The following is a 17,882-nucleotide window of genomic DNA, read 5'->3' as shown; positions in this document are numbered from 1 at the left end:
AAACTGACCCAGCCCTTCGGGTTGCGCATCAAAAAGCGCCATCCTGCGTTGCGAAACTTGAAAAGGGAATAACCCTTCCCTGCGTTCCGCGCCTTGGCTGGCACTTTTTGATGCAGCAACGCGGTTCGTGATGAAACGTCAACAGACCCTAGGCATCCCCAGGAGTCATCTTGCTAGTATTTGATTCCTCAACAACTCGCTACAGGAGCAAACGTGACTCAATTGTCTACCAGCAATACTCACAATATGGGCGTTGGTTACCTGCTATGGATACTAGGTTTCACCGGGGCCCATCGTTTTTACTATGGTAAACCGATCACCGGCACGATCTGGTTTCTTACACTGGGTCTTCTAGGCATTGGCTGGCTGATCGATCTGTTTTTGATTCCCGGCATGGATAGGCAGGCCGATCTGCGCTTCAGGGCAGGGCCAACCAACTATACGCTGGCCTGGGTGCTATTGACCTTTCTGGGGATTTTCGGTGTTCACCGAATGTACATGGGCAAATGGATTACCGGCATTCTCTACCTGTTTACTGGTGGGTTGTTCCTGATTGGAGTGCTCTACGATTTCTGGACGCTGAACGATCAGATCTCCTTGAAGCATGCACGCCGTGGAATCTTCAGTAATTGAGCATACGGCTCATCTCATTTCGATCCTGCCAACTGAACCCGCCAGGGAGGGCGCATGGCGCAACGCATTACCTTGACACAACTATTAAAACAACTCGATGAATCCGATAGTGGTGAGACCATTCGGCTGCAGGATATCATCGACAATTTTGAAACCCGCGGTTTCGGGCCATTGCTGGTATTGCCGGCACTGATCGTACTGCTGCCCACGGGCGCCATTCCCGGTATACCGACCCTTTGTGGGCTGTTTATCGCCATGGTGGCGATACAAATGGTAATGGGAAAGTCCTCGCCCTGGCTGCCCCGGCGCCTGGCTCAACGCGGGTTCAGCCACGATAAGTTCAGTCACGCCGTAACAAGGTTGAAGCCCTGGACTCAACGTATCGATAAGTTGCTCAAGCCGCGCCTGCAGGGTTTGGTCAATCCGTTTTCACAACGGCTGATCGCGGTACTGGCGGTCGTGTTGGCGTTATCCATGCTTCCTCTGGAACTCTTGCCCTTTGCGGCTGCCTTGCCGGCGCTGGCCATTACCCTGATGGGGCTCGGGCTGGCCGCCAAGGATGGCTTGTTGATGGTGATCGGACTCGCCGTTGTAGTGGTTGGCGGTTTCTTCCTTTTGCAGTCGCTAGTTCTTTGAAAGCTCCATTCATGCCAACGTTTTATCAATAGCCCTCCCTATGCTGATCGATGCTCAATTCTGGACTTTCGTACTTGCCATTACGCTGTTGAGCATGACTCCGGGTATCGATACCTTGCTGGTGATCCGAAACACGGTACGCGGCGGTATCTGGGATGGGGTGCTGACCAGCTTGGCCATCTGTTGTGGCTTGTTCGTGCATGCCAGCGTTTCTGCTCTGGGGATTTCGCTGATCCTGCTGCAATCCGCCTGGGCATTTGGCATGCTCAAGCTGCTGGGGGCGGCTTATCTCGTATGGTTGGGCATACAAAGCCTGCTCAGCGCCCGACGCGGATCACCCTTGCCCATCGCCGGAATCGACTCGCCGTCACGGCGGGTTTCTTCCTGGCAATCCCTGCGGGAAGGATTCTTGTCGAATGTGCTCAACCCCAAGACCGTCGTTTTCTACATGGCCTTTCTGCCTCAGTTCATTGCACCCAGCGACCCGGCGCTGCTCAAGTCGCTATGGCTGGCAGGCGTGCATTTCGTCATCGCCAATGTCTGGCAAATCGGTATCGTGCTGATGGTGGGGCGTGCGGGTCATTGGCTGGCGAAAGGATGGGTATCACGCAGTCTCGAAGGTGTCACGGGAGCCGTGCTAATCGCATTCGGAATCAAGCTGGCCTTGCAACAACGCCCTTGAGTATCAGAGGCGCAAAAAAAGCGCCTCGATCGAGGCGCTCAGTATCACGACCCAATGTTCTAATTGCGCGCCATCAGCGACGCATCGTACTCACCCTGACGCTCGGCTTTCGTCAGCATGGCGATGCCCCGGGTATCGCCGTCTTTTGCCAGACTGGCAAAGATGACTTGATACGCCAGTACCGCCTGAACGTAATTGCGAGTTTCACGAAAAGGGATGCTCTCGACGAACAGGTCGAACTCATCGGGTGAATCGCGCAGCCAGCGATCGACTCGGCTGGGGCCAGCGTTGTAGGCGGCAGTGGCGGCCAGACGGTTACCGCTATAGCGCTTGAGCATATCGCGAATGTAGGTGCTGCCCAGGCGGATGTTGACCTCGGGATCGAACAACCCTTCCAAGCTGGGGTTGGCGCTACCGATCTGACGGCTGACCAGCGCGGCAGTACCCGGCATCAGCTGCATCAAGCCGCGAGCCCCCACAGGAGAGACCGCCTCATTGTTGAAGGCGCTTTCACGCCGGGCGATACCCATCAGCAGGTAGGGGTCGACACCGGTCGTCTCCCCCCAGCGCAGAAAACTATCCCGATACGCCTCGGGGAAGCGCCAATCCAGCGCGTCCCACTGTTTGGCGGTAATCGTGGTCTGTACCAGGGTAGCGTAGCGGCCCTGACTCAGCGCGTAATCCGCCAGTGCCTTGGCCTCTTTTTCAGAGGCGCGGGCCACAGCGCCATACCATTCGCTTCGGGCGAGTCCCGGCTCATCGATGCGCTGCAGGGCTTCGGCGCGTTTTACCGCGGGCCAGTTGGCGACCTGGCGACGGAACTCTTCGCTGAAGGTGGCGCGTTCCAGATTGAGGTTGTAAGGCTGCTGCAGGCGATCCGCCGCGGCAAAGCCGAAGAAATCGCGTTGGGAGGCGGCAATGGCGTAGGCGTTGCGAGAGGCCTGATCATCGCCTTGCTTGGCCAGGGCGCGACCCAGCCAGTATTGCCAGTGGGCGCTCTGACGCGCCTCTTCGGGCATCGCGCGAACCCAGTGAACGACCTCGTTCCAGTTGCGTTGGGCCAGGGCACGACGCACGCGCAACTCAAGCAGGTCCTCGTCGGCTAGCCGAGGCAGCACGTCGTCCACCCAGCCTTCGTTGTTGCCAACCTCACGAACCATGGAGTAGAACGCCAGGTCGCGTTCGATCTGGTGGCGCTGGGGAGCCTCCAGGGATAAATGAGGGCCGACCTTGCGCCAGGCCTCCAAGGCGGCTTCGGTATCGGCCCGGGTGAAATTATGCATGGCCGCCGTAAAGAGAGCGGCACTGCCTGCTCCGCCAGGCCCAAGGCTTACCGGGATTTGCGTGATTGCGGCATAATTCTTTTGCAAGCGCTCGTAAGCCGTCTGAGCGCCGTCCCAGGTGCTGGGAAGCGAGCGTGACAAATAGCGGGCCAGACTATCCTCGCCGTTCTCCCAGGCGAGCATTTGACGCTGCCAGATGGCGCGGCCATCGATAACGCCTCGGGCGCGAAGGGTCGCGAAGAGGTCGTCGCAGGCATCCGGCTGGGAGCGTCCGGTCAGCCACAGATCGAGGCCGCCCTGGGCCGCAGTTGCGGGCTCGCGGTCAAGCAGGGCGGTATAGTAATAGCACTGGCGAACGGTGCCGCGAGGCTTGCCGTCGCTGACCGCAAGCAGCGAATCGAAACGACCGCCATGGCCGTAACTGACTTCCGCGACGCCCCGCATCCAGCTGCTCAGCGGTGAATCGGCATAACGCTGAATAAACTCGTTGACGACCGCCGCATCAGCATGAGGCAAGCGATCGCGCAGCCGGTGGTATTCGATATAGCCTGCCAGCACATGATCCTCGATGGCGTCCTGATCAATCTTGTCCCACTGCTTATTGCGCGCGGCCTCCAGGGATTGACGCATTTGCTGATCGACGTTATCGCTAGCCATGATCGGCAGGCTCATCATTGCGGCAACCGTCAAGGCCATGCCACGCCTGAGATATTGAAATTTCATGACTGGTGTTTCCTTGTACTTGCCCCAATTATGTAAAGCAGTCGCAAAACGTGAATGCTACCAGGTTTTATGAAGTCTCTAAGCGACTACTCATGATGAGTTTACGCGCCTGACACGGAGAAACGTAATGTCAATATTCAAACGCTTGAATCCTTTTTCGCGACTGACGGCTCGGGCTGGCGCGCTATCACGGATAGCCCGTGCGCTGAAGCTGTTTGCCCCCATGTGCGCCGATGTCATCAAGGGCCGCTATCGCCCCGTCCCCTGGTCGGCATTTGTCTGGATGGCGCTGGCCCTTGTCTATCTTGTATCGCCTCTCGATTTGATTCCTGAAGTGTTTCTGCTGATCGGCATGGTGGACGATGTGGTGATCGTCGGCTGGTTGCTGACCAAGGTCGACAACTCTCTCGAAGACTATCGGCGCTGGAAAGCGGTCGATATCGATCCGCCGATGCAAAATCCAGGCTGATTCATGACGTATTGCATCCAAACGCTTGAAAAGTCCCTACAGGACCCCATATCCGTGTCGAACGATTCTCCATGACACCATGAGGGGCTTTTGCCACATGACTACCGCCACCCATGAAGAAACGCTTGGTTTCCAGACCGAGGTCAAGCAGTTACTGCATCTGATGATTCACTCCCTGTACTCCAACCGGGAGATATTCCTTCGTGAGTTGATTTCCAACGCCGCGGACGCCTGCGACAAGCTGCGCTACGAGGCATTGGACAACGACGCGCTTTATGGCGACGACAGCGATCTGCGCATCGAGATCGAGCACGACGACAAGGCTGGCACCGTCACCGTGCGCGACAACGGCATCGGCATGAGCCGTGAGGAAGTGATCAAGAATCTCGGCACCATCGCCAAGAGCGGCACCGCGGAGTTCCTGCAGCAGCTTTCCGGTGAGCAGCAGAAGGACGCCAAGCTGATCGGCCAGTTCGGCGTCGGCTTCTACTCCGGTTTCATCGTCGCCGACGAGGTGACGGTGCGTACTCGCCGCGCCGATGCGGACGAAGGCGTGGAGTGGCGCTCCCAGGGCGAGGGCGAGTTCACCATTGCCGATATCGACAAGCCCCGGCGGGGCACCGAGATCGTGCTGCAGTTGAAAAAGGACGCCCAGGAGTTCGCCGACGACTTCCGCCTCAAGAATCTGGTGCGCAAGTACTCCGATCATATCGAAGTCCCGGTGCGCATGCCCAAGGTCGAGAAAGCCCAGGACGAAGACGGCAACGACATCGAAGGCAGCGAAACCGTTACCTGGGAAACCGTCAACGAGGCTCAGGCATTATGGGTGCGCCCCAAGTCGGAGATCAGCGACGACGAGTACAAGGCGTTTTACAAGCACGTCGCCCATGACTTCAACGATCCGCTGACCTGGAGCCACAACAAGGTCGAGGGCAAGCTCGAATATACCAGCCTGCTCTACGTGCCGGGTCGCGCGCCTTTCGATCTTTACGAGCGGGACGGCGCCCGAGGCGTGCGTCTTTATGTGCAACGCGTGTTCATCCTTGAAGACGCAGAGCAGTTCCTGCCGCTCTATCTGCGCTTCGTCAAGGGCGTGGTAGACTCCAAGGATCTATCCTTGAACGTGTCTCGGGAACTGCTGCAGCAGGACCCCCAGGTCGACAAGATGAAGTCGGCGCTGACCAAGCGTGCCTTGGACATGCTCAAGAAGCTGGCCAAGGACAAGGAAGGCTATCAGACCTTCTGGAACAGCTTCGGCAGCGTTCTGAAGGAAGGCCCGGCGGAAGATCACGCCAACCGCGACAAGATCAGCGAACTGCTGCGCTTCTCCAGCACCCACACCGACAGTACCACCCAGGATCAGTCCCTGGCGGACTATGTGGGCCGCATGAAGGAAGGCCAGCAGAAGATCTATTACATCATCGCGGACGGCTTCAATGCCGCCAAGCACAGCCCGCATCTGGAGATCTTCCGTAAGAAGGGCATCGAGGTGCTGTTGCTGTCCGAGCGTATCGACGAATGGTTGATGAGTCATCTTACCGAGTACGACGGCAAGACCTTCGCCGACGTCGCTAAAGGCGATCTGGATCTGGGTGAGATCGAAGGCGAGGAAGAGAAGCAAGCTCAGGAAGAGACTGCCAAGGCCAAGGAGGATCTGGTCAAGCGTGTCAAGGAAGCCCTGGGTGACGACGTTCAGGAAGTGCGGGTGACCCACCGCCTGACGGATTCTCCGGCCTGCGTAGTGCTCTCCGAACACGAGATGGGCTTTCAGATGCGTCGCATCATGGAAGCAGCCGGGCAACCGGTGCCGGAGGTCAAGCCAATTCTCGAGCTTAACCCGAAGCATGGACTCGTCGGGCGGCTGGAAAGCTCCGAGGATGCCAACTTCGCGGATCTGGCGCGCATCCTGCTCGACCAGGCAATCATCGCCGAAGGCGGTCATCTCGACGACCCGGCGGCCTACGTCAAGCGTCTCAATACCTTGCTGACGGCCTGAGATTGTCGATAGCATCGACCGAACGACCGGCCTTTCTGGCCGGTCGTTTGTTTTTGCAGTCATGCCACTAACATGGCTTACACTCGAGACAGCGCACTCAAGACAGCGATCTTCGCGAGGTGTGTATCGCATGAATTTGAATTCCCTGCAGTTCGATAACGCCTGGATGCGCTTGCCCGAGGCGTTCTATTCCCGCGTCACCCCCACGGCCTGGCGCAATACGCGGGTGCTGGATGTCAGCCCCCTGGGGGCCGCTCAGCTCGGTCTCGACCTGGAATCCGATTCGATCGATCCCGAGCGTCTCGAGGCATTGATGGCCGGCCGCGAGCTACTGCCCGGCATGACTCCCATTGCCCAGAAATACACTGGCCATCAATTCGGCAGCTACAACCCGGCTCTTGGCGATGGGCGTGGCCTGCTGCTGGGCGAAGCAGTGACCGCCCAGGGGCCAATGGATCTACATTTGAAAGGCGCAGGACAAACGCCGTATTCGCGCTTTGGCGATGGGCGAGCGGTGCTGCGCTCCTCGATTCGCGAATATCTGGCCGGGGAGGCCATGAGCGGACTGGGCATTCCTACCACGACTGCGCTGGCGGTAGCGGTCAACGATGAGCGGGTGATGCGCGAACGGGTCGAGCCTGGTGCGACCCTGCTACGCCTGTCGCCGAGCCATGCGCGGTTCGGGCATTTCGAGTGGCTCTATCAACGCCGCAAGGTCGAGGACATGCAGACATTGCTCTGGCATCTGATCCACCGCCATCGGCCTGAATTCGCCGAGGCGGATGCGCCTTTCGAGGCCTTCTTTGCCGACGTGGTGGAGCGTACCGCCAATCTGATCGCCGCCTGGCAGGCCTATGGCTTCGTGCATGCGGTGATGAATACCGATAACATGTCGCTGCTGGGCCTGACCCTGGACTATGGGCCTTATGCGTTCATGGAGCGCTACAAGCCGGACTGGACGCCCAACCACACCGACGCCGGTGGGCGCTATGCGTTTGAGCAGCAGCCCGGGGTCGGCCTGTGGAACCTGAGCGTGCTGGCGCAATCGTTGACGCCGCTGATCGACGTCGAGCGCCTGCGAGAAATGCTCGATGAGTACGAACCTACCTTGCAGCGTGCATACGCGCAGCTCATGCGGGCGCGGCTGGGATTGACGGCCAGAACGGACGATGCTTCGCCGGGCGACTCATCCCTGGTCGCGGACTGGCTCAAGCTGCTGGAGCAGCATCAAGTGGACTTTCACAACGCCTTTCGGGCATTGGGGCGCTATCGCGGCGATGACGATTCGCGGCGAGCGCTGGCCGAGGCGCTGGAGATTGCCCAGGACGACACGTCGTTGATGGCCTGGCTGGAAAGCTATGATCAACGCCTCGGGGAGGAGTCTCGCAGTCATGAGGCGCGCAGATGCGCAATGGAGGCGGTCAATCCCTGCTATGTGTTGCGCACCCATCTTGTCCAGGATGCCATCGAAGCCGCCGCGGCCGGTGACAGCGCTCCGCTTCAGCGCATGCGCGAGCGTCTGGCCTCACCCTTCAGCCGTCATGACAGCGATAGCGGCGCCTGGTTCTTGCCTCCGGCTGTAAGTGCGCCACCGGTTTGCCTTTCCTGCTCATCCTGACAGGATGACGATCGAGTTCGGCGAGCAGGGCTATCACCGCCTATGCTATAACCTTTCTTACTCGCTTCCAGCTGCAGGAGTTCCGTTCAATGGCAACCGGCTCAGCTCGTTTAAGGCTATGCGATGCCCGGGATGAAAGTGCCGCGCTCGTCATTGTCGATGTACAGCAGGCAATCGACGATCGCGACTACTGGGGCCGTCGCAATAATCCGGACCTCGAGGCACGGCTGTCGGAGCTGTTGAACTGCTGGCGCGGGGGAAATGGACATGTCGTGCATATCCGGCATCACTCCCGGGAGCTTCGTTCGCCATATCGCCCCGGTCAGTTGGGGGCGGAGTTCAAGGCGTGCGTGGCCCCTAGGGAGGGAGAGCGCATCGTGACCAAGCACGTCAACAATGCCTTTCTAGGCACCGATCTGGAACGCTGGCTGCATCGGCACGGCGTCACGCATCTTGTCATGGCGGGCGTCGCCACGGCGCATTCACTGGGTAACAGCGTGCGTCATGCCGCCTGTCTGGATTTTGGTATCTCGGTGCCTGGTGACGCCTGTGCCGGCTTTCCGGTAATGGATCGCGATGGAAGAATCTGGGATGCCGAGGCGGTGCATGACCTGAGCCTGGCCCAGCTCGATGGGGAGTATGCCCAGGTCACCGATACGCACTCGATCATTCAGCATTTTTGATTCGACAAGAGACTGTCGATGGTAGTCTGTGTGATCGATGCCATAGGCAATACGCATCACCTAAGGTTATAAAGTTGCAGTAAGCTAGATGGCCAAGACGTAGTTACCACACCTTCGCCCTGGATTGGGCAGACAACGATAACCTGGAAACAGGAGAGTGGATGTGAAGATTGGTGCACCCAAAGAGCTTGCCAAAGGAGAAGCGCGCGTTGCGCTGACCCCCGAGAGTGCAAAACATATCATCAAGCTCGGACATGAGTGCTTGGTGGAAACCGGGGCTGGTGAGGCGGCGGGATTTCATGATGAGGCGTATCGCGAAGCGGATGTCACCGTGGTCGATAGCGCCGAAGCGCTGTGGAAGGAAGCTAACGTCGTGATCAAGGTACGCGAGCCTTCCGAGCAGGAGGCCGGGTACCTCAAGAAAGATCAGACCCTGATATCGTTTTTCTGGCCGGCTCAGAACGAGGCGTTGCTAGAAAAGTGTAAGGCCCAGGGTGCCACGGTCATGGCCATGGACATGGTGCCGCGCATCTCCCGCGCCCAGAAGATGGATGCACTGTCCTCCACTGCCAATATCGCCGGCTATCGGGCGGTAATCGAGGCGGGCAATCAGTTTGGCCGTTTTTTTGCGGGGCAGGTGACTGCCGCCGGCAAGGTGCCGCCAGCCAAGGTCATGGTGGTTGGCGCAGGGGTTGCGGGGCTAGCCGCTATCGGCACCGCGGCGAGTCTCGGCGCCATCGTGCGCGCCTTCGATGTGCGCCCAGAGGTAGCCGAGCAGATCGAGTCCATGGGCGGCGAGTTCCTGTTTCTCGACTTCGAGGATTCCCAGGACAGCTCTGGTTCAGGTGGTTACGCATCGCCTTCGAGCCCTGAATTTCGCGAAAAACAGCTGGCGCTGTTCCAGGAGCAGGCCCCGGAGGTGGATATCGTCATCACCACGGCGCTGATTCCCGGCCGGCCCGCGCCCAAGCTGCTGCTCGAGGACATGGTCAAAGCCATGAAGCCCGGTTCGGTGATCATCGACCTGGCAGCGGAAAAAGGCGGCAACTGCGAACTCACCAAGCCCGACGAGCGAGTCGTGACGGACAACGGCGTGGTCGTGATCGGCTATACGGATTTTCCCTCCCGTATGGCGACCCAGGCCTCCTTGCTGTATGCCACCAACATCCGCCATCTTCTGACGGATCTGACGCCGGAAAAAGACGGCAAGATCAATCAGGATATGGAAGACGATGTGATTCGCGGCGTTACTGTGACCCATCAGGGCGAGATCACCTATCCGCCACCTAAGCCCAAGGTACAGGCGATCGCCGCCGCCAAGCCCAAACCCAAGGAGAAGGAGCCCACGGCCGAAGAGAAGAAGGCTGCCGAAATTGCGGCGTTCAAGGCCCAGACCAAGACCCAGTTCACCATGCTGGGAATCGGCGGCATCGTGATGTTGCTGCTGGGGATGGTGGCACCGGCGTCGTTCATGCAGCATTTCATCGTTTTCGTGCTGGGTTGCTTCGTGGGTTATCAGGTGATCTGGAACGTCAGCCACGCGCTGCACACGCCATTGATGGCGGTCACCAACGCCATTTCCGGCATCATCGTACTGGGGGCAGTGCTACAGATTGGCTCCGGCAATGCCTTGGTGGTGATATTGGCCGGCATCTCGGTGCTGATTGCCTCGATCAATATCGTGGGTGGCTTCCTGGTGACACGCCGGATGCTTGCCATGTTCCAGAAATCTTGAGCGGTGGAGAATAAAGAATGCTAGGTCAACAATTCGTCTCTGCCGCGGCAATTGCGGCAAGTGTGTTGTTCATCCTCTCCTTAGGGGGATTGAGCAATCAGGAAAAGGCCAAGCGGGCCGTCTGGTACGGCATCGTGGGCATGGCCATTGCGGTCTTTTTCACTATCTTGGGGCCAGGCATTGGCGGCTACTGGCTGATGATCCCCATGATGATCATCGGCGCAGTGATCGGTGTCTATGTGGCCAAAAAGGTTGAAATGACCCAGATGCCACAACTGGTGGCGGCGCTACACTCCTTCGTCGGCCTGGCTGCGGTGTTCGTCGGGTTCAATGCGGATCTCGAGCGTCGTCGGGTGTTGGCGAGTCAAATGATCGAGGGTGCGGCGGATAACTTCTCCGCATTTGCCGCTCTGGTCGCTACCAAGACGCCTGCGGAAATAACGTTCCTTCAGGTCGAGGTGGTGCTTGGGGTGTTCATCGGTGCGGTTACCTTCACCGGTTCGATCATTGCCTTTGGCAAGCTCTCCGGCAAGATCGACGGCAAGCCCACGCAGTTCCCCGGTGGCCACATGCTCAATGCCGGTGCGGCGATCCTGTGCTTGCTGCTGGCCATCGTGTATCTCAATGGCGGTGGCTTCTGGACGCTGCTGCTGCTGGCGGCGCTGGCGCTGTTCATCGGCTGGCATCTGATCATGGGCATCGGCGGCGCCGACATGCCGGTGGTGGTGTCGATGCTCAACAGCTACTCCGGTTGGGCGGCGGCGGCCATCGGTTTCACACTGTCCAACGATCTATTGATCGTGACCGGTGCGCTGGTGGGCTCCAGCGGTGCGATTCTGTCCTACATCATGTGCAGGGCGATGAATCGCAAGTTCGTCAATGTGATTCTGGGTGGCTTTGGCGGCACCTCGGGCCCGGCGGTGGAGATCGAAGGCGAGCAGGTGTCCATCGATGCCAATGGTGTGGCCAATGCCCTCAATGATGCGGATAGTGTGGTCATCATCCCCGGCTACGGCATGGCGGTGGCTCAGGCACAGAATGCCGTCAGCGAGCTGGTACGCAAGCTGCGTGCTGCCGGCAAGGACGTGCGCTTTGCCATCCATCCGGTGGCAGGACGCATGCCTGGCCACATGAACGTGCTGCTGGCGGAAGCCAAGGTGCCCTACGATATCGTGCTGGAGATGGACGAAATCAACGACGATTTCCCCCAGACCGATGTGGCCATCGTCATCGGCTCCAACGACATCGTCAATCCGGCGGCCCAGGAAGATCCCAACAGCCCCATCGCCGGTATGCCGGTACTGAAAGTGTGGGAGGCCAAGCAGACGTTTGTGTGCAAGCGCGGCCAGGGAACGGGCTATTCCGGCATCGAGAATCCGCTGTTCTTCAAGGACAACACGCGCATGTTCTATGGCGATGCCAAGAGCAGTATCGATTCGCTGTTGCCGCTGCTCGATTGAGCATACCAAGTCTGATGACGCCCCTTACGAGGGGCGTTCTTCGTTATACTCGAAACAGTGTTGATTCAACCGGAGTGTTGCATGACGGAAAACAGTCAGGCGAAGGCCTCGGGCTTGCGCGTTGCGGTACTCGGAGGCGGCAGCTTCGGCACCGCCATCGCCAGCATCGCCGCGGACAATGGCGGCGAAGTACGTCAATGGATGCGCGATGCCGAGCTTGCCGCCGAGATCACCCGGAAACATCGTAACTCCCGCTATCTGCCGGATTACGCCATCAATCCCGCTGTGTGGGCCTCGACCAACTTGAAAGCGGTACTTGAAAACGCTGAGCTGGTGTTCGTAGCCATTCCCTCCAAGGCCTTTCGCGATGTAGTGCGTCAGGCTCGCCCTTGGTTAAAGGCAGAGCAGTTTCTGGTCAGTACCACCAAGGGGATTCAGGAAGACGGCTTCAAGCTGATGAGCCAGATTCTCGAGGAAGAGACCGGGTTCACCCATATCGGCGTGCTGTCCGGCCCCAATCTGGCCTCGGAGATTGCGCAAAAGCAGCTGACCGCCACGGTGGTGGCAAGCGATGATGCCCTGACCCGGGCCCAGGTTCAGGCCGCCCTGGGCTGCGACTACTTTCGCGTCTATGCCAGCAACGACCGCTATGGGGTCGAGCTTGGCGGTGCGCTCAAGAACATTTATGCCATCGCCGCAGGCATGGCGGCGGCGCTGGGCATGGGAGAGAACACCCGCAGCATGTTGATGACTCGGGCGCTGGCGGAGATGAGCCGTTTCGCCGTCGCCCTGGGTGCGAACCCTTTGACCTTCATTGGGCTGGCCGGCGTTGGCGATCTGATCGTGACCTGCTCATCGGACCTGTCCCGCAACTATCGGGTTGGCCACGCTCTGGGGGAAGGCAGAACCCTTGATGAGGCGGTCGAGGCATTGGGTCAGGTGGCCGAGGGGGTCAATACCGTTAGTCTGGTATGCCACAAGGCGCGCCAGGACGGTATCTACATGCCGCTGGCGGAAGGGCTCTACCAGGTGTTGTTCAAGAATGTTCCCGCGCGGCAGATGGCACAGCTACTGATGCAGAACGAACAGAGCAGCGATGTCGAATTCACGCTGCCTCGAGAGTTCGTTCAGCAACGCTATCCAGCGGGTAGCCATGAAGATGGACAAGACAGCGGCGGGTTGGAGCACAAAAACATATGAAGCGACTCTGGATCATGCGCCACGGCGAGGCTGCTCAGGGCACTCCCGATTCACGGCGTGAGCTGACCCAGCGAGGGCGTGATGAGGTATCGAGCATGGCGAAGTGGCTGGCAGCGTCGCTGGATACTTCTCGAGACCGGTTGCGCATCCTGGCAAGCCCTTATGTTCGTGCCCAGCAAACTGCCGCTATCGTCGCTGAGCAGCTGGGCACTCAGGTGGAGAGTCTCGCCATGATTACCCCGGATGATCCGGTGCAACCCGTCATCGAATGGTTGCAGGAAGATGCCCAGCAGGGCCCTCTTTTGTTGATCAGTCATATGCCCTTGGTAGGAAGGTTGAGCGGGCGCTTGGTAGAAGGCGATCTGCGCAGCAGTCTACGAATGCAGACCGCCGCCATTGCGGCGTTACAGGCCGAGGTATGGGCCGCGGGCTGCGCCGAGCTGCTCGATTTTCGCTCTCCTGCCGACATCTAATATTTTCAGGAGTCACGCATGGTTTTCGTCGTCAACAATCGTATTTTCGTCAATCCGGGCTTCGAAGAAGAGTTCGAAGCCCGTTTCAAGGCCCGGGCCGGCGAGATCGACAAGCAGCCAGGCTTCGTCGCCATGCGTGTGCTGCGCCCCCAGGGCAGCCAGGCGCCCTACGTGGTGGAAACCGAATGGGAGAGCCAGGAGGCGTTTCGCGGCTGGGTCAATAGTGACGACTTCAAGAAAGCCCACGCGAACCCTCTCCCTGCGGAAGCGACTCGGGAAGGCGGCGGCATCGAGCAGTTCGAGATCGTCATCCGCGCCGGCCATTGAGTCGCTAGATAACCTCACCAAGACGTAGCAGAAAGACGCCGCCGGTAATCGTCACGCTGGCAAGCAAGGTGGTAATGGCAATGATGTTGGCCGCCAGCTTGGCGTTGCCGCCCATGGCCTTGACCATGACGAAGCTGGCAGCAGCAGTGGGGCTTGCAAAAAATACGAACAGAAGCCCCAGACGTGGGCCGGAAAACCCTGCCAGCCAGGCAGCAACGGTTGCGAGTATGGGCAGCGTAATCATCTTCATCAGACTCGCTCCCAACGCAGTCCCACGGTCTTCCCGCAGAGAGCTTATCGAGAGGGTGCCGCCGATGCAGATCAATGCCAGGGGCAGGGTCAGGGAGGCGAAATAGTCACCGCTGGTCATCAGCCAGTCAGGCAACTCGATACCGGCCCAGGCGAAGGGAATGGCAATCAGAACGGACAGAATCAGCGGGTTGCGCGCAATATGCTTGCCCATGCCCTGCCAATCCGCTCGGCGTCCAGGCTGGTAGGCCGTCAACACGATCACCGACAAGGCGTTATAGGTCAAAATGACCACCCCCAGCAGCAGGCTGCCGGCGGAGAGCCCGTAATCGCCATACATGCCCGCGGCCAGTGCAAGTCCCACCACGCCACAATTGCCGCGAAAGGCGCCTTGCACATAAATGCCGCGATCGTCCTTGGGTACTCGCCAGCCGGCCCATAGCCAGCTGAACAGGAACATCACGACAGTCGCCAAGGCAAAGAAGATCATCAGTGCGGGATCGAGGGTGGCCTCGAGATCGGCTCGAATGATGCTGAGGAAGATCAGTACCGGCAGTGTCGCCTTGAACACCAGCATCGATGCGGTGGTGATGAAGGCGCTATCGATCCAGCCGATTCGCTTGAGCCCGATGCCGATGAAGACCATGGCAAATACCGGCAGGGTGATTTCCAGGGTCTGTAGAAAGATGGCAATGAAATTCATGGGCGATACGGCCTAGCGGGCCAGCCAGAGGCCGACGATGACTGCGGCGATCACCGTGGCGAAAAACAGCGAGTTACGTAGACCAGTGTTGCGGGGAGGACGGGAACGTGACACAGCGGCTTCCTTGTCGATGATAAAAAGTCGGAATTTAAACGACTGTATGATTCTGAGGGTCGATGTATTATGGTAAACCGCCAGGGTGATTACGCCTAGCAGAGCCTTGCGCTTGTCACAATCGCATCATTTATCATAGGAAACACAGGGTTCGATGCCATTACCCCGATTGCTTTTTGCCCATGCCAACGGTTTCACCGGCGCTAGCTACAAAAGCTTTCTAGCCCCGCTCGGTTCCCGCTTCGATCTTCATCCGCTGGATCGCTTGGGCCATGATCCGGCCCATCCTGTGAGCGACAACTGGGCGGCCCTGCGCGACGAGCTTGTGATGCATCTGCGTGCTTTCGATGCGCCTGTCATCGGGGTCGGTCATTCCATGGGCGGCGTGCTGATGTTGATGGCTGCCGACATGGTACCGCAAGCACTGCGGTGCGTGGTGATGCTGGATTCACCGCTGATGGTGGGGCTGGATGCTTTGGCACTGCGTGCTGCCAAACGCTTCAAAATGGTGGATCGGGTCACCCCTGCGGGCCGTAGCAAGGGGCGGCGTCAAGAGTGGCCCAATCGGGAGGCCATGGGTCACTATCTGCGTCAGCGGAGATTGTTCAAACCCTTTACCGAAGCGGCGCTACAGGATTATATCGAGGGTGGAACCCGAGCCCGTAACGACGGCAGCGTCGAGCTGTTGTTCGACCCTGGGGTGGAGGTCGATATTTTTCGCAGTCTGCCGGATCATCTGCAGGGGCTGACCCAGCGCGTGAACATGCCGCTGGCGCTGATCGCAGGCGAGCGTTCTGACCTGTTGACGTCAGCGCGCCGACGTCGCCTGAAGCGCCATGGCGTGCCCATCGTCACCACCCCAGGTAGCCACATGTTTCCCATGGAGCACCCGGATGAGGCACGCGCCACCTTGATGACAACCATCGATTCCCTGCTGGAGAACCGCCGCTCATGACTGCAGCAACTGAAATATCTCTGGCCGATGGGCGACTGGCCGGTTTGAGTTGGGGCCATGAAGGATCGCCAACCTGGCTGGCGCTGCATGGCTGGCTGGACAACGCGGCGAGTTTTTCACGGCTGGCCCCCCGGCTTGTGGAGCGTCTGAACATACGTGTCGTTGCCATCGACTTCAGCGGCCATGGCAAATCCCAGCGTCATCCATCCGGGGCCGACTATGCTATCTGGGACTACACCCATGATGTGCTGGATACTTTGAAATCTCTCGAGCTTGAACGCGCGCCGTTACTCGGTCATTCGATGGGTGCGGGGGTCGCCTGTCTAGTAGCGGCCGCACTGCCGGAACGGGTCGAGCGTTTGATCCTGATCGATGGGCTCGGCACCTTGAGTACGCCGGCGGAGAAGACCGCCGAGCAGTTGCGCAAGGGGTTGCAAGGCCATCGACGGCGCAGCTCCCGGGCGCCGCATTATGCCGATGTCGAGAGCGCCATCGCGGCCCGGGTCAATGGCGGCGTGACCGCCGTGGATGCGGTTACCGCCGAGCCCCTGGTGCGGCGCAATCTCGAGGATGATGGCGAGGGCGGCTACCGTCTGCGTACCGATGGACGTCTGCTACGGCCTTCGATGGTACGTTTTTGCCCGGAGCAGGTGCAGGCGATTCTGAATGCCATCGAGACACCGATGCTATTGATCGAAGGGAGCAGCGGTATCCTGGGAGAGCACGACCGGGCAAGGCAAGCCCGGGATGCGGTTGGTCCGCTCGAGCGGCGGGTATTGGCCGGTGGTCATCATCTGCATCTGGAGCCGGATGCCGTAGCGGCAGTCAGCGAGACGATCGTTGCCGAGATTCGTGGTAGCGGGTGAAAGGGAGGTTGACGTGAACAAGCGTATCGCCCTGGTGCTGGGCAGCGGTGGAGCAAGAGGGTACGCCCACATTGGCGTCATCGATGAAGTGGTATCCCGAGGCTATGAAATCGTCGCCATCTCCGGCTGTTCGATGGGCGCCTTGGTCGGGGGTGTCTTTGCAGCAGGTCAGATGGAAGGCTATCGCAAATGGGTCAGTGAGCTGGCCTATTTCGATGTGCTTAAATTGATCGACGTCACCTGGAGTCCTCTTGGGGCGATGCGCGCCGACAAGGTAATGGACAGGCTCGAAGGCCTGATCGGCGACGTGCTGATCGAGGATCTCCCCATTCCGCTGACTACCGTGGCCACGGATCTCGATCGTCAGCGGGAGGTGTGGTTTCAGAGCGGGCCTCTTTTGCAGGCGATTCGCGCCTCGATTGCCGTACCCGGCATCATCACGCCGGTAAGGCTTAATGATCAGATACTGGTGGATGGGGGACTGATGAATCCGCTGCCGATCATTCCTACGGTATCCGCGCGTACCGACCTGGTGTTGGCGGTCAACGCCACGGCTCAGTCGCATCAACCGGTGTCTCTCGAAGAGTTGTTGCCGAAGGATGAAGCGGCCCAGGAGCAAGCTCGTGAGGCGGAGCTCGAAGCCCAGGGCAAGGGCTTTTCAAAATGGGTGCGTGAGCGCGCTCAGCGCATGTTCAATGGCCCCCAGGATGAGGATGAAGGCCCCACGAAAGATGCATCGAACAAGCACAAGCGCGCCGCGGAGCGTGCCTGGAGCAAGCTCGACATCATGCTGGCCTCCTTCGAGATTACCCAGGGGGCGCTGGCCAAATACAAAATTGCCGGCTATCCGCCGGATATCCTTGTCGAGATTCCCAAGACGGTATGCGGAGCCTATGAGTTTCATCGCGCCGACGCCCTGATTCGTCTAGGACGCCATCTGGCGATACAAGCGCTCGATCGCTACGAAGGCAAGGGCGGGGTTCGTGGAGAGGATGGTCAGGAAATGGTGAGTGAGCCGGCCACGGGAAAACCTGCTAATTGACAGGCTCATTCATCGGGGGCATTCAACAGGATCAT

The 17,882-nt window shown here is 59.2% G+C and carries 17 protein-coding genes; 15 read left to right on the top strand and 2 right to left on the bottom strand.

Features of this window, described 5'->3' with window-relative positions; translation table 11 throughout:
- The first annotated feature begins 246 nt into the window (after positions 1 to 246).
- From H7850_RS06700 to H7850_RS06690, 3 genes are read left to right on the top strand one after another with little or no spacing between them, the layout of a single operon-like run.
- A complete protein-coding gene (locus tag H7850_RS06700; protein WP_227369163.1) occupies positions 247 to 633 on the top strand; it encodes an NINE protein in 387 nt (128 codons plus the stop codon).
- Between the two features lie 54 nt (positions 634 to 687).
- Entirely contained in the window at positions 688 to 1,269 is a 582-nt protein-coding gene (locus H7850_RS06695; protein ID WP_227368752.1) for an exopolysaccharide biosynthesis protein, read from the top strand.
- 40 nt (positions 1,270 to 1,309) lie between these two features.
- Positions 1,310 to 1,951 (top strand): LysE family translocator, encoded by a 642-nt coding sequence (locus tag H7850_RS06690; protein ID WP_227368751.1) that lies wholly within the window; start codon positions 1,310 to 1,312, stop codon positions 1,949 to 1,951.
- A 59-nt stretch (positions 1,952 to 2,010) separates the two neighbouring features.
- On the opposite strand, the gene H7850_RS06685 is transcribed toward H7850_RS06690, so the two are convergent.
- The gene (locus H7850_RS06685) at positions 2,011 to 3,957 is read right to left on the bottom strand and encodes a transglycosylase SLT domain-containing protein (protein WP_227368750.1); all 1,947 of its coding nucleotides are present in this window, start codon (positions 3,955 to 3,957) and stop codon (positions 2,011 to 2,013) included.
- Positions 3,958 to 4,084: 127 nt separating this feature from the next.
- On the opposite strand from H7850_RS06685, the gene H7850_RS06680 reads away from it, so the two are divergent.
- The 9 genes from H7850_RS06680 to H7850_RS06640 all read left to right on the top strand — a co-directional run bounded on the left by H7850_RS06680 (position 4,085) and on the right by H7850_RS06640 (position 13,918).
- Positions 4,085 to 4,426 carry a YkvA family protein gene (locus H7850_RS06680; RefSeq protein ID WP_227368749.1) on the top strand — a complete coding sequence of 114 codons (342 nt, stop codon included), beginning with the start codon at positions 4,085 to 4,087 and terminating at the stop codon, positions 4,424 to 4,426.
- Positions 4,427 to 4,523: 97 nt separating this feature from the next.
- Positions 4,524 to 6,422, top strand: a complete 1,899-nt coding sequence (gene htpG / locus H7850_RS06675; protein WP_227368748.1) for a molecular chaperone HtpG — start codon at positions 4,524 to 4,526, stop codon at positions 6,420 to 6,422.
- Positions 6,423 to 6,552: 130 nt separating this feature from the next.
- Positions 6,553 to 8,040 (top strand): protein adenylyltransferase SelO, encoded by a 1,488-nt coding sequence (locus H7850_RS06670; RefSeq protein WP_227368747.1) that lies wholly within the window; start codon positions 6,553 to 6,555, stop codon positions 8,038 to 8,040.
- An 89-nt stretch (positions 8,041 to 8,129) separates the two neighbouring features.
- Positions 8,130 to 8,723 carry a cysteine hydrolase family protein gene (locus H7850_RS06665; protein WP_227368746.1) on the top strand — a complete coding sequence of 198 codons (594 nt, stop codon included), beginning with the start codon at positions 8,130 to 8,132 and terminating at the stop codon, positions 8,721 to 8,723.
- 163 nt (positions 8,724 to 8,886) lie between these two features.
- Positions 8,887 to 10,458 carry a Re/Si-specific NAD(P)(+) transhydrogenase subunit alpha gene (locus H7850_RS06660; RefSeq protein WP_227368745.1) on the top strand — a complete coding sequence of 524 codons (1,572 nt, stop codon included), beginning with the start codon at positions 8,887 to 8,889 and terminating at the stop codon, positions 10,456 to 10,458.
- A gap of 17 nt (positions 10,459 to 10,475) precedes the next feature.
- Positions 10,476 to 11,918, top strand: coding sequence for an NAD(P)(+) transhydrogenase (Re/Si-specific) subunit beta (locus tag H7850_RS06655; RefSeq protein ID WP_227368744.1), 1,443 nt, complete (start codon positions 10,476 to 10,478; stop codon positions 11,916 to 11,918).
- 81 nt (positions 11,919 to 11,999) lie between these two features.
- The gene (locus tag H7850_RS06650; RefSeq protein WP_227368743.1) at positions 12,000 to 13,118 is read left to right on the top strand and encodes an NAD(P)H-dependent glycerol-3-phosphate dehydrogenase; all 1,119 of its coding nucleotides are present in this window, start codon (positions 12,000 to 12,002) and stop codon (positions 13,116 to 13,118) included.
- On the top strand, positions 13,115 to 13,591 hold the full coding sequence (sixA, locus tag H7850_RS06645; RefSeq protein ID WP_227368742.1) for a phosphohistidine phosphatase SixA: 477 nt from the start codon (positions 13,115 to 13,117) through the stop codon (positions 13,589 to 13,591). Before H7850_RS06650 ends, sixA begins: the two co-directional genes overlap by 4 nt.
- 18 nt (positions 13,592 to 13,609) lie before the next feature.
- Entirely contained in the window at positions 13,610 to 13,918 is a 309-nt protein-coding gene (locus tag H7850_RS06640; protein WP_227368741.1) for an antibiotic biosynthesis monooxygenase family protein, read from the top strand.
- Between the two features lie 4 nt (positions 13,919 to 13,922).
- Here H7850_RS06640 and H7850_RS06635 read toward each other — a convergent pair whose 3' ends face one another.
- The gene (locus H7850_RS06635) at positions 13,923 to 14,870 is read right to left on the bottom strand and encodes an AEC family transporter (protein WP_227368740.1); all 948 of its coding nucleotides are present in this window, start codon (positions 14,868 to 14,870) and stop codon (positions 13,923 to 13,925) included.
- Positions 14,871 to 15,138: 268 nt separating this feature from the next.
- Between H7850_RS06635 and H7850_RS06630 the strand changes: the two genes are divergently transcribed.
- Genes H7850_RS06630 through H7850_RS06620 form a run of 3 tightly spaced genes read left to right on the top strand, consistent with a single transcriptional unit; the run spans position 15,139 to position 17,847 of the window.
- Positions 15,139 to 15,939 (top strand): alpha/beta fold hydrolase, encoded by an 801-nt coding sequence (locus H7850_RS06630; protein ID WP_227368739.1) that lies wholly within the window; start codon positions 15,139 to 15,141, stop codon positions 15,937 to 15,939.
- Complete coding sequence (locus H7850_RS06625; RefSeq protein WP_227368738.1) at positions 15,936 to 16,805, top strand: alpha/beta fold hydrolase; 870 nt, start codon at positions 15,936 to 15,938, stop codon at positions 16,803 to 16,805. The genes H7850_RS06630 and H7850_RS06625 overlap by 4 nt, the downstream gene beginning before the upstream one ends.
- Positions 16,806 to 16,818: 13 nt before the next feature.
- The gene (locus H7850_RS06620) at positions 16,819 to 17,847 is read left to right on the top strand and encodes a patatin-like phospholipase family protein (RefSeq protein WP_227368737.1); all 1,029 of its coding nucleotides are present in this window, start codon (positions 16,819 to 16,821) and stop codon (positions 17,845 to 17,847) included.
- Positions 17,848 to 17,882: the final 35 nt, after the last annotated feature.

Origin of the sequence: Halomonas sp. M20 (assembly GCF_020622265.1) — a bacterium.
In the GTDB taxonomy this organism is placed as follows: Bacteria; Pseudomonadota; Gammaproteobacteria; order Pseudomonadales; family Halomonadaceae; genus Modicisalibacter.
The sequence above is the reverse complement of the archived record's forward strand: the minus strand, read 5'-3'. Positions and strand labels throughout refer to the sequence as shown.

Bases quoted from the DNA above. Each gene is read 5' to 3' on its own strand.
- H7850_RS06695 (WP_227368752.1), top strand. From the start codon at position 688: ATGGCGCAACGCATTACCTTGACACAACTATTAAAACAACTCGATGAA.
- sixA (WP_227368742.1), top strand. From the start codon at position 13,115: ATGAAGCGACTCTGGATCATGCGCCACGGCGAGGCTGCTCAGGGCACT.
- H7850_RS06630 (WP_227368739.1), top strand. From the start codon at position 15,139: ATGCCATTACCCCGATTGCTTTTTGCCCATGCCAACGGTTTCACCGGC.
- H7850_RS06700 (WP_227369163.1), top strand. From the start codon at position 247: ATGGGCGTTGGTTACCTGCTATGGATACTAGGTTTCACCGGGGCCCAT.
- H7850_RS06685 (WP_227368750.1), bottom strand. From the start codon at position 3,957: ATGAAATTTCAATATCTCAGGCGTGGCATGGCCTTGACGGTTGCCGCA.
- H7850_RS06680 (WP_227368749.1), top strand. From the start codon at position 4,085: ATGTCAATATTCAAACGCTTGAATCCTTTTTCGCGACTGACGGCTCGG.
- H7850_RS06690 (WP_227368751.1), top strand. From the start codon at position 1,310: ATGCTGATCGATGCTCAATTCTGGACTTTCGTACTTGCCATTACGCTG.
- H7850_RS06650 (WP_227368743.1), top strand. From the start codon at position 12,000: ATGACGGAAAACAGTCAGGCGAAGGCCTCGGGCTTGCGCGTTGCGGTA.
- H7850_RS06640 (WP_227368741.1), top strand. From the start codon at position 13,610: ATGGTTTTCGTCGTCAACAATCGTATTTTCGTCAATCCGGGCTTCGAA.
- htpG (WP_227368748.1), top strand. From the start codon at position 4,524: ATGACTACCGCCACCCATGAAGAAACGCTTGGTTTCCAGACCGAGGTC.
- H7850_RS06635 (WP_227368740.1), bottom strand. From the start codon at position 14,870: ATGAATTTCATTGCCATCTTTCTACAGACCCTGGAAATCACCCTGCCG.
- H7850_RS06665 (WP_227368746.1), top strand. From the start codon at position 8,130: ATGGCAACCGGCTCAGCTCGTTTAAGGCTATGCGATGCCCGGGATGAA.
- H7850_RS06655 (WP_227368744.1), top strand. From the start codon at position 10,476: ATGCTAGGTCAACAATTCGTCTCTGCCGCGGCAATTGCGGCAAGTGTG.
- H7850_RS06625 (WP_227368738.1), top strand. From the start codon at position 15,936: ATGACTGCAGCAACTGAAATATCTCTGGCCGATGGGCGACTGGCCGGT.
- H7850_RS06670 (WP_227368747.1), top strand. From the start codon at position 6,553: ATGAATTTGAATTCCCTGCAGTTCGATAACGCCTGGATGCGCTTGCCC.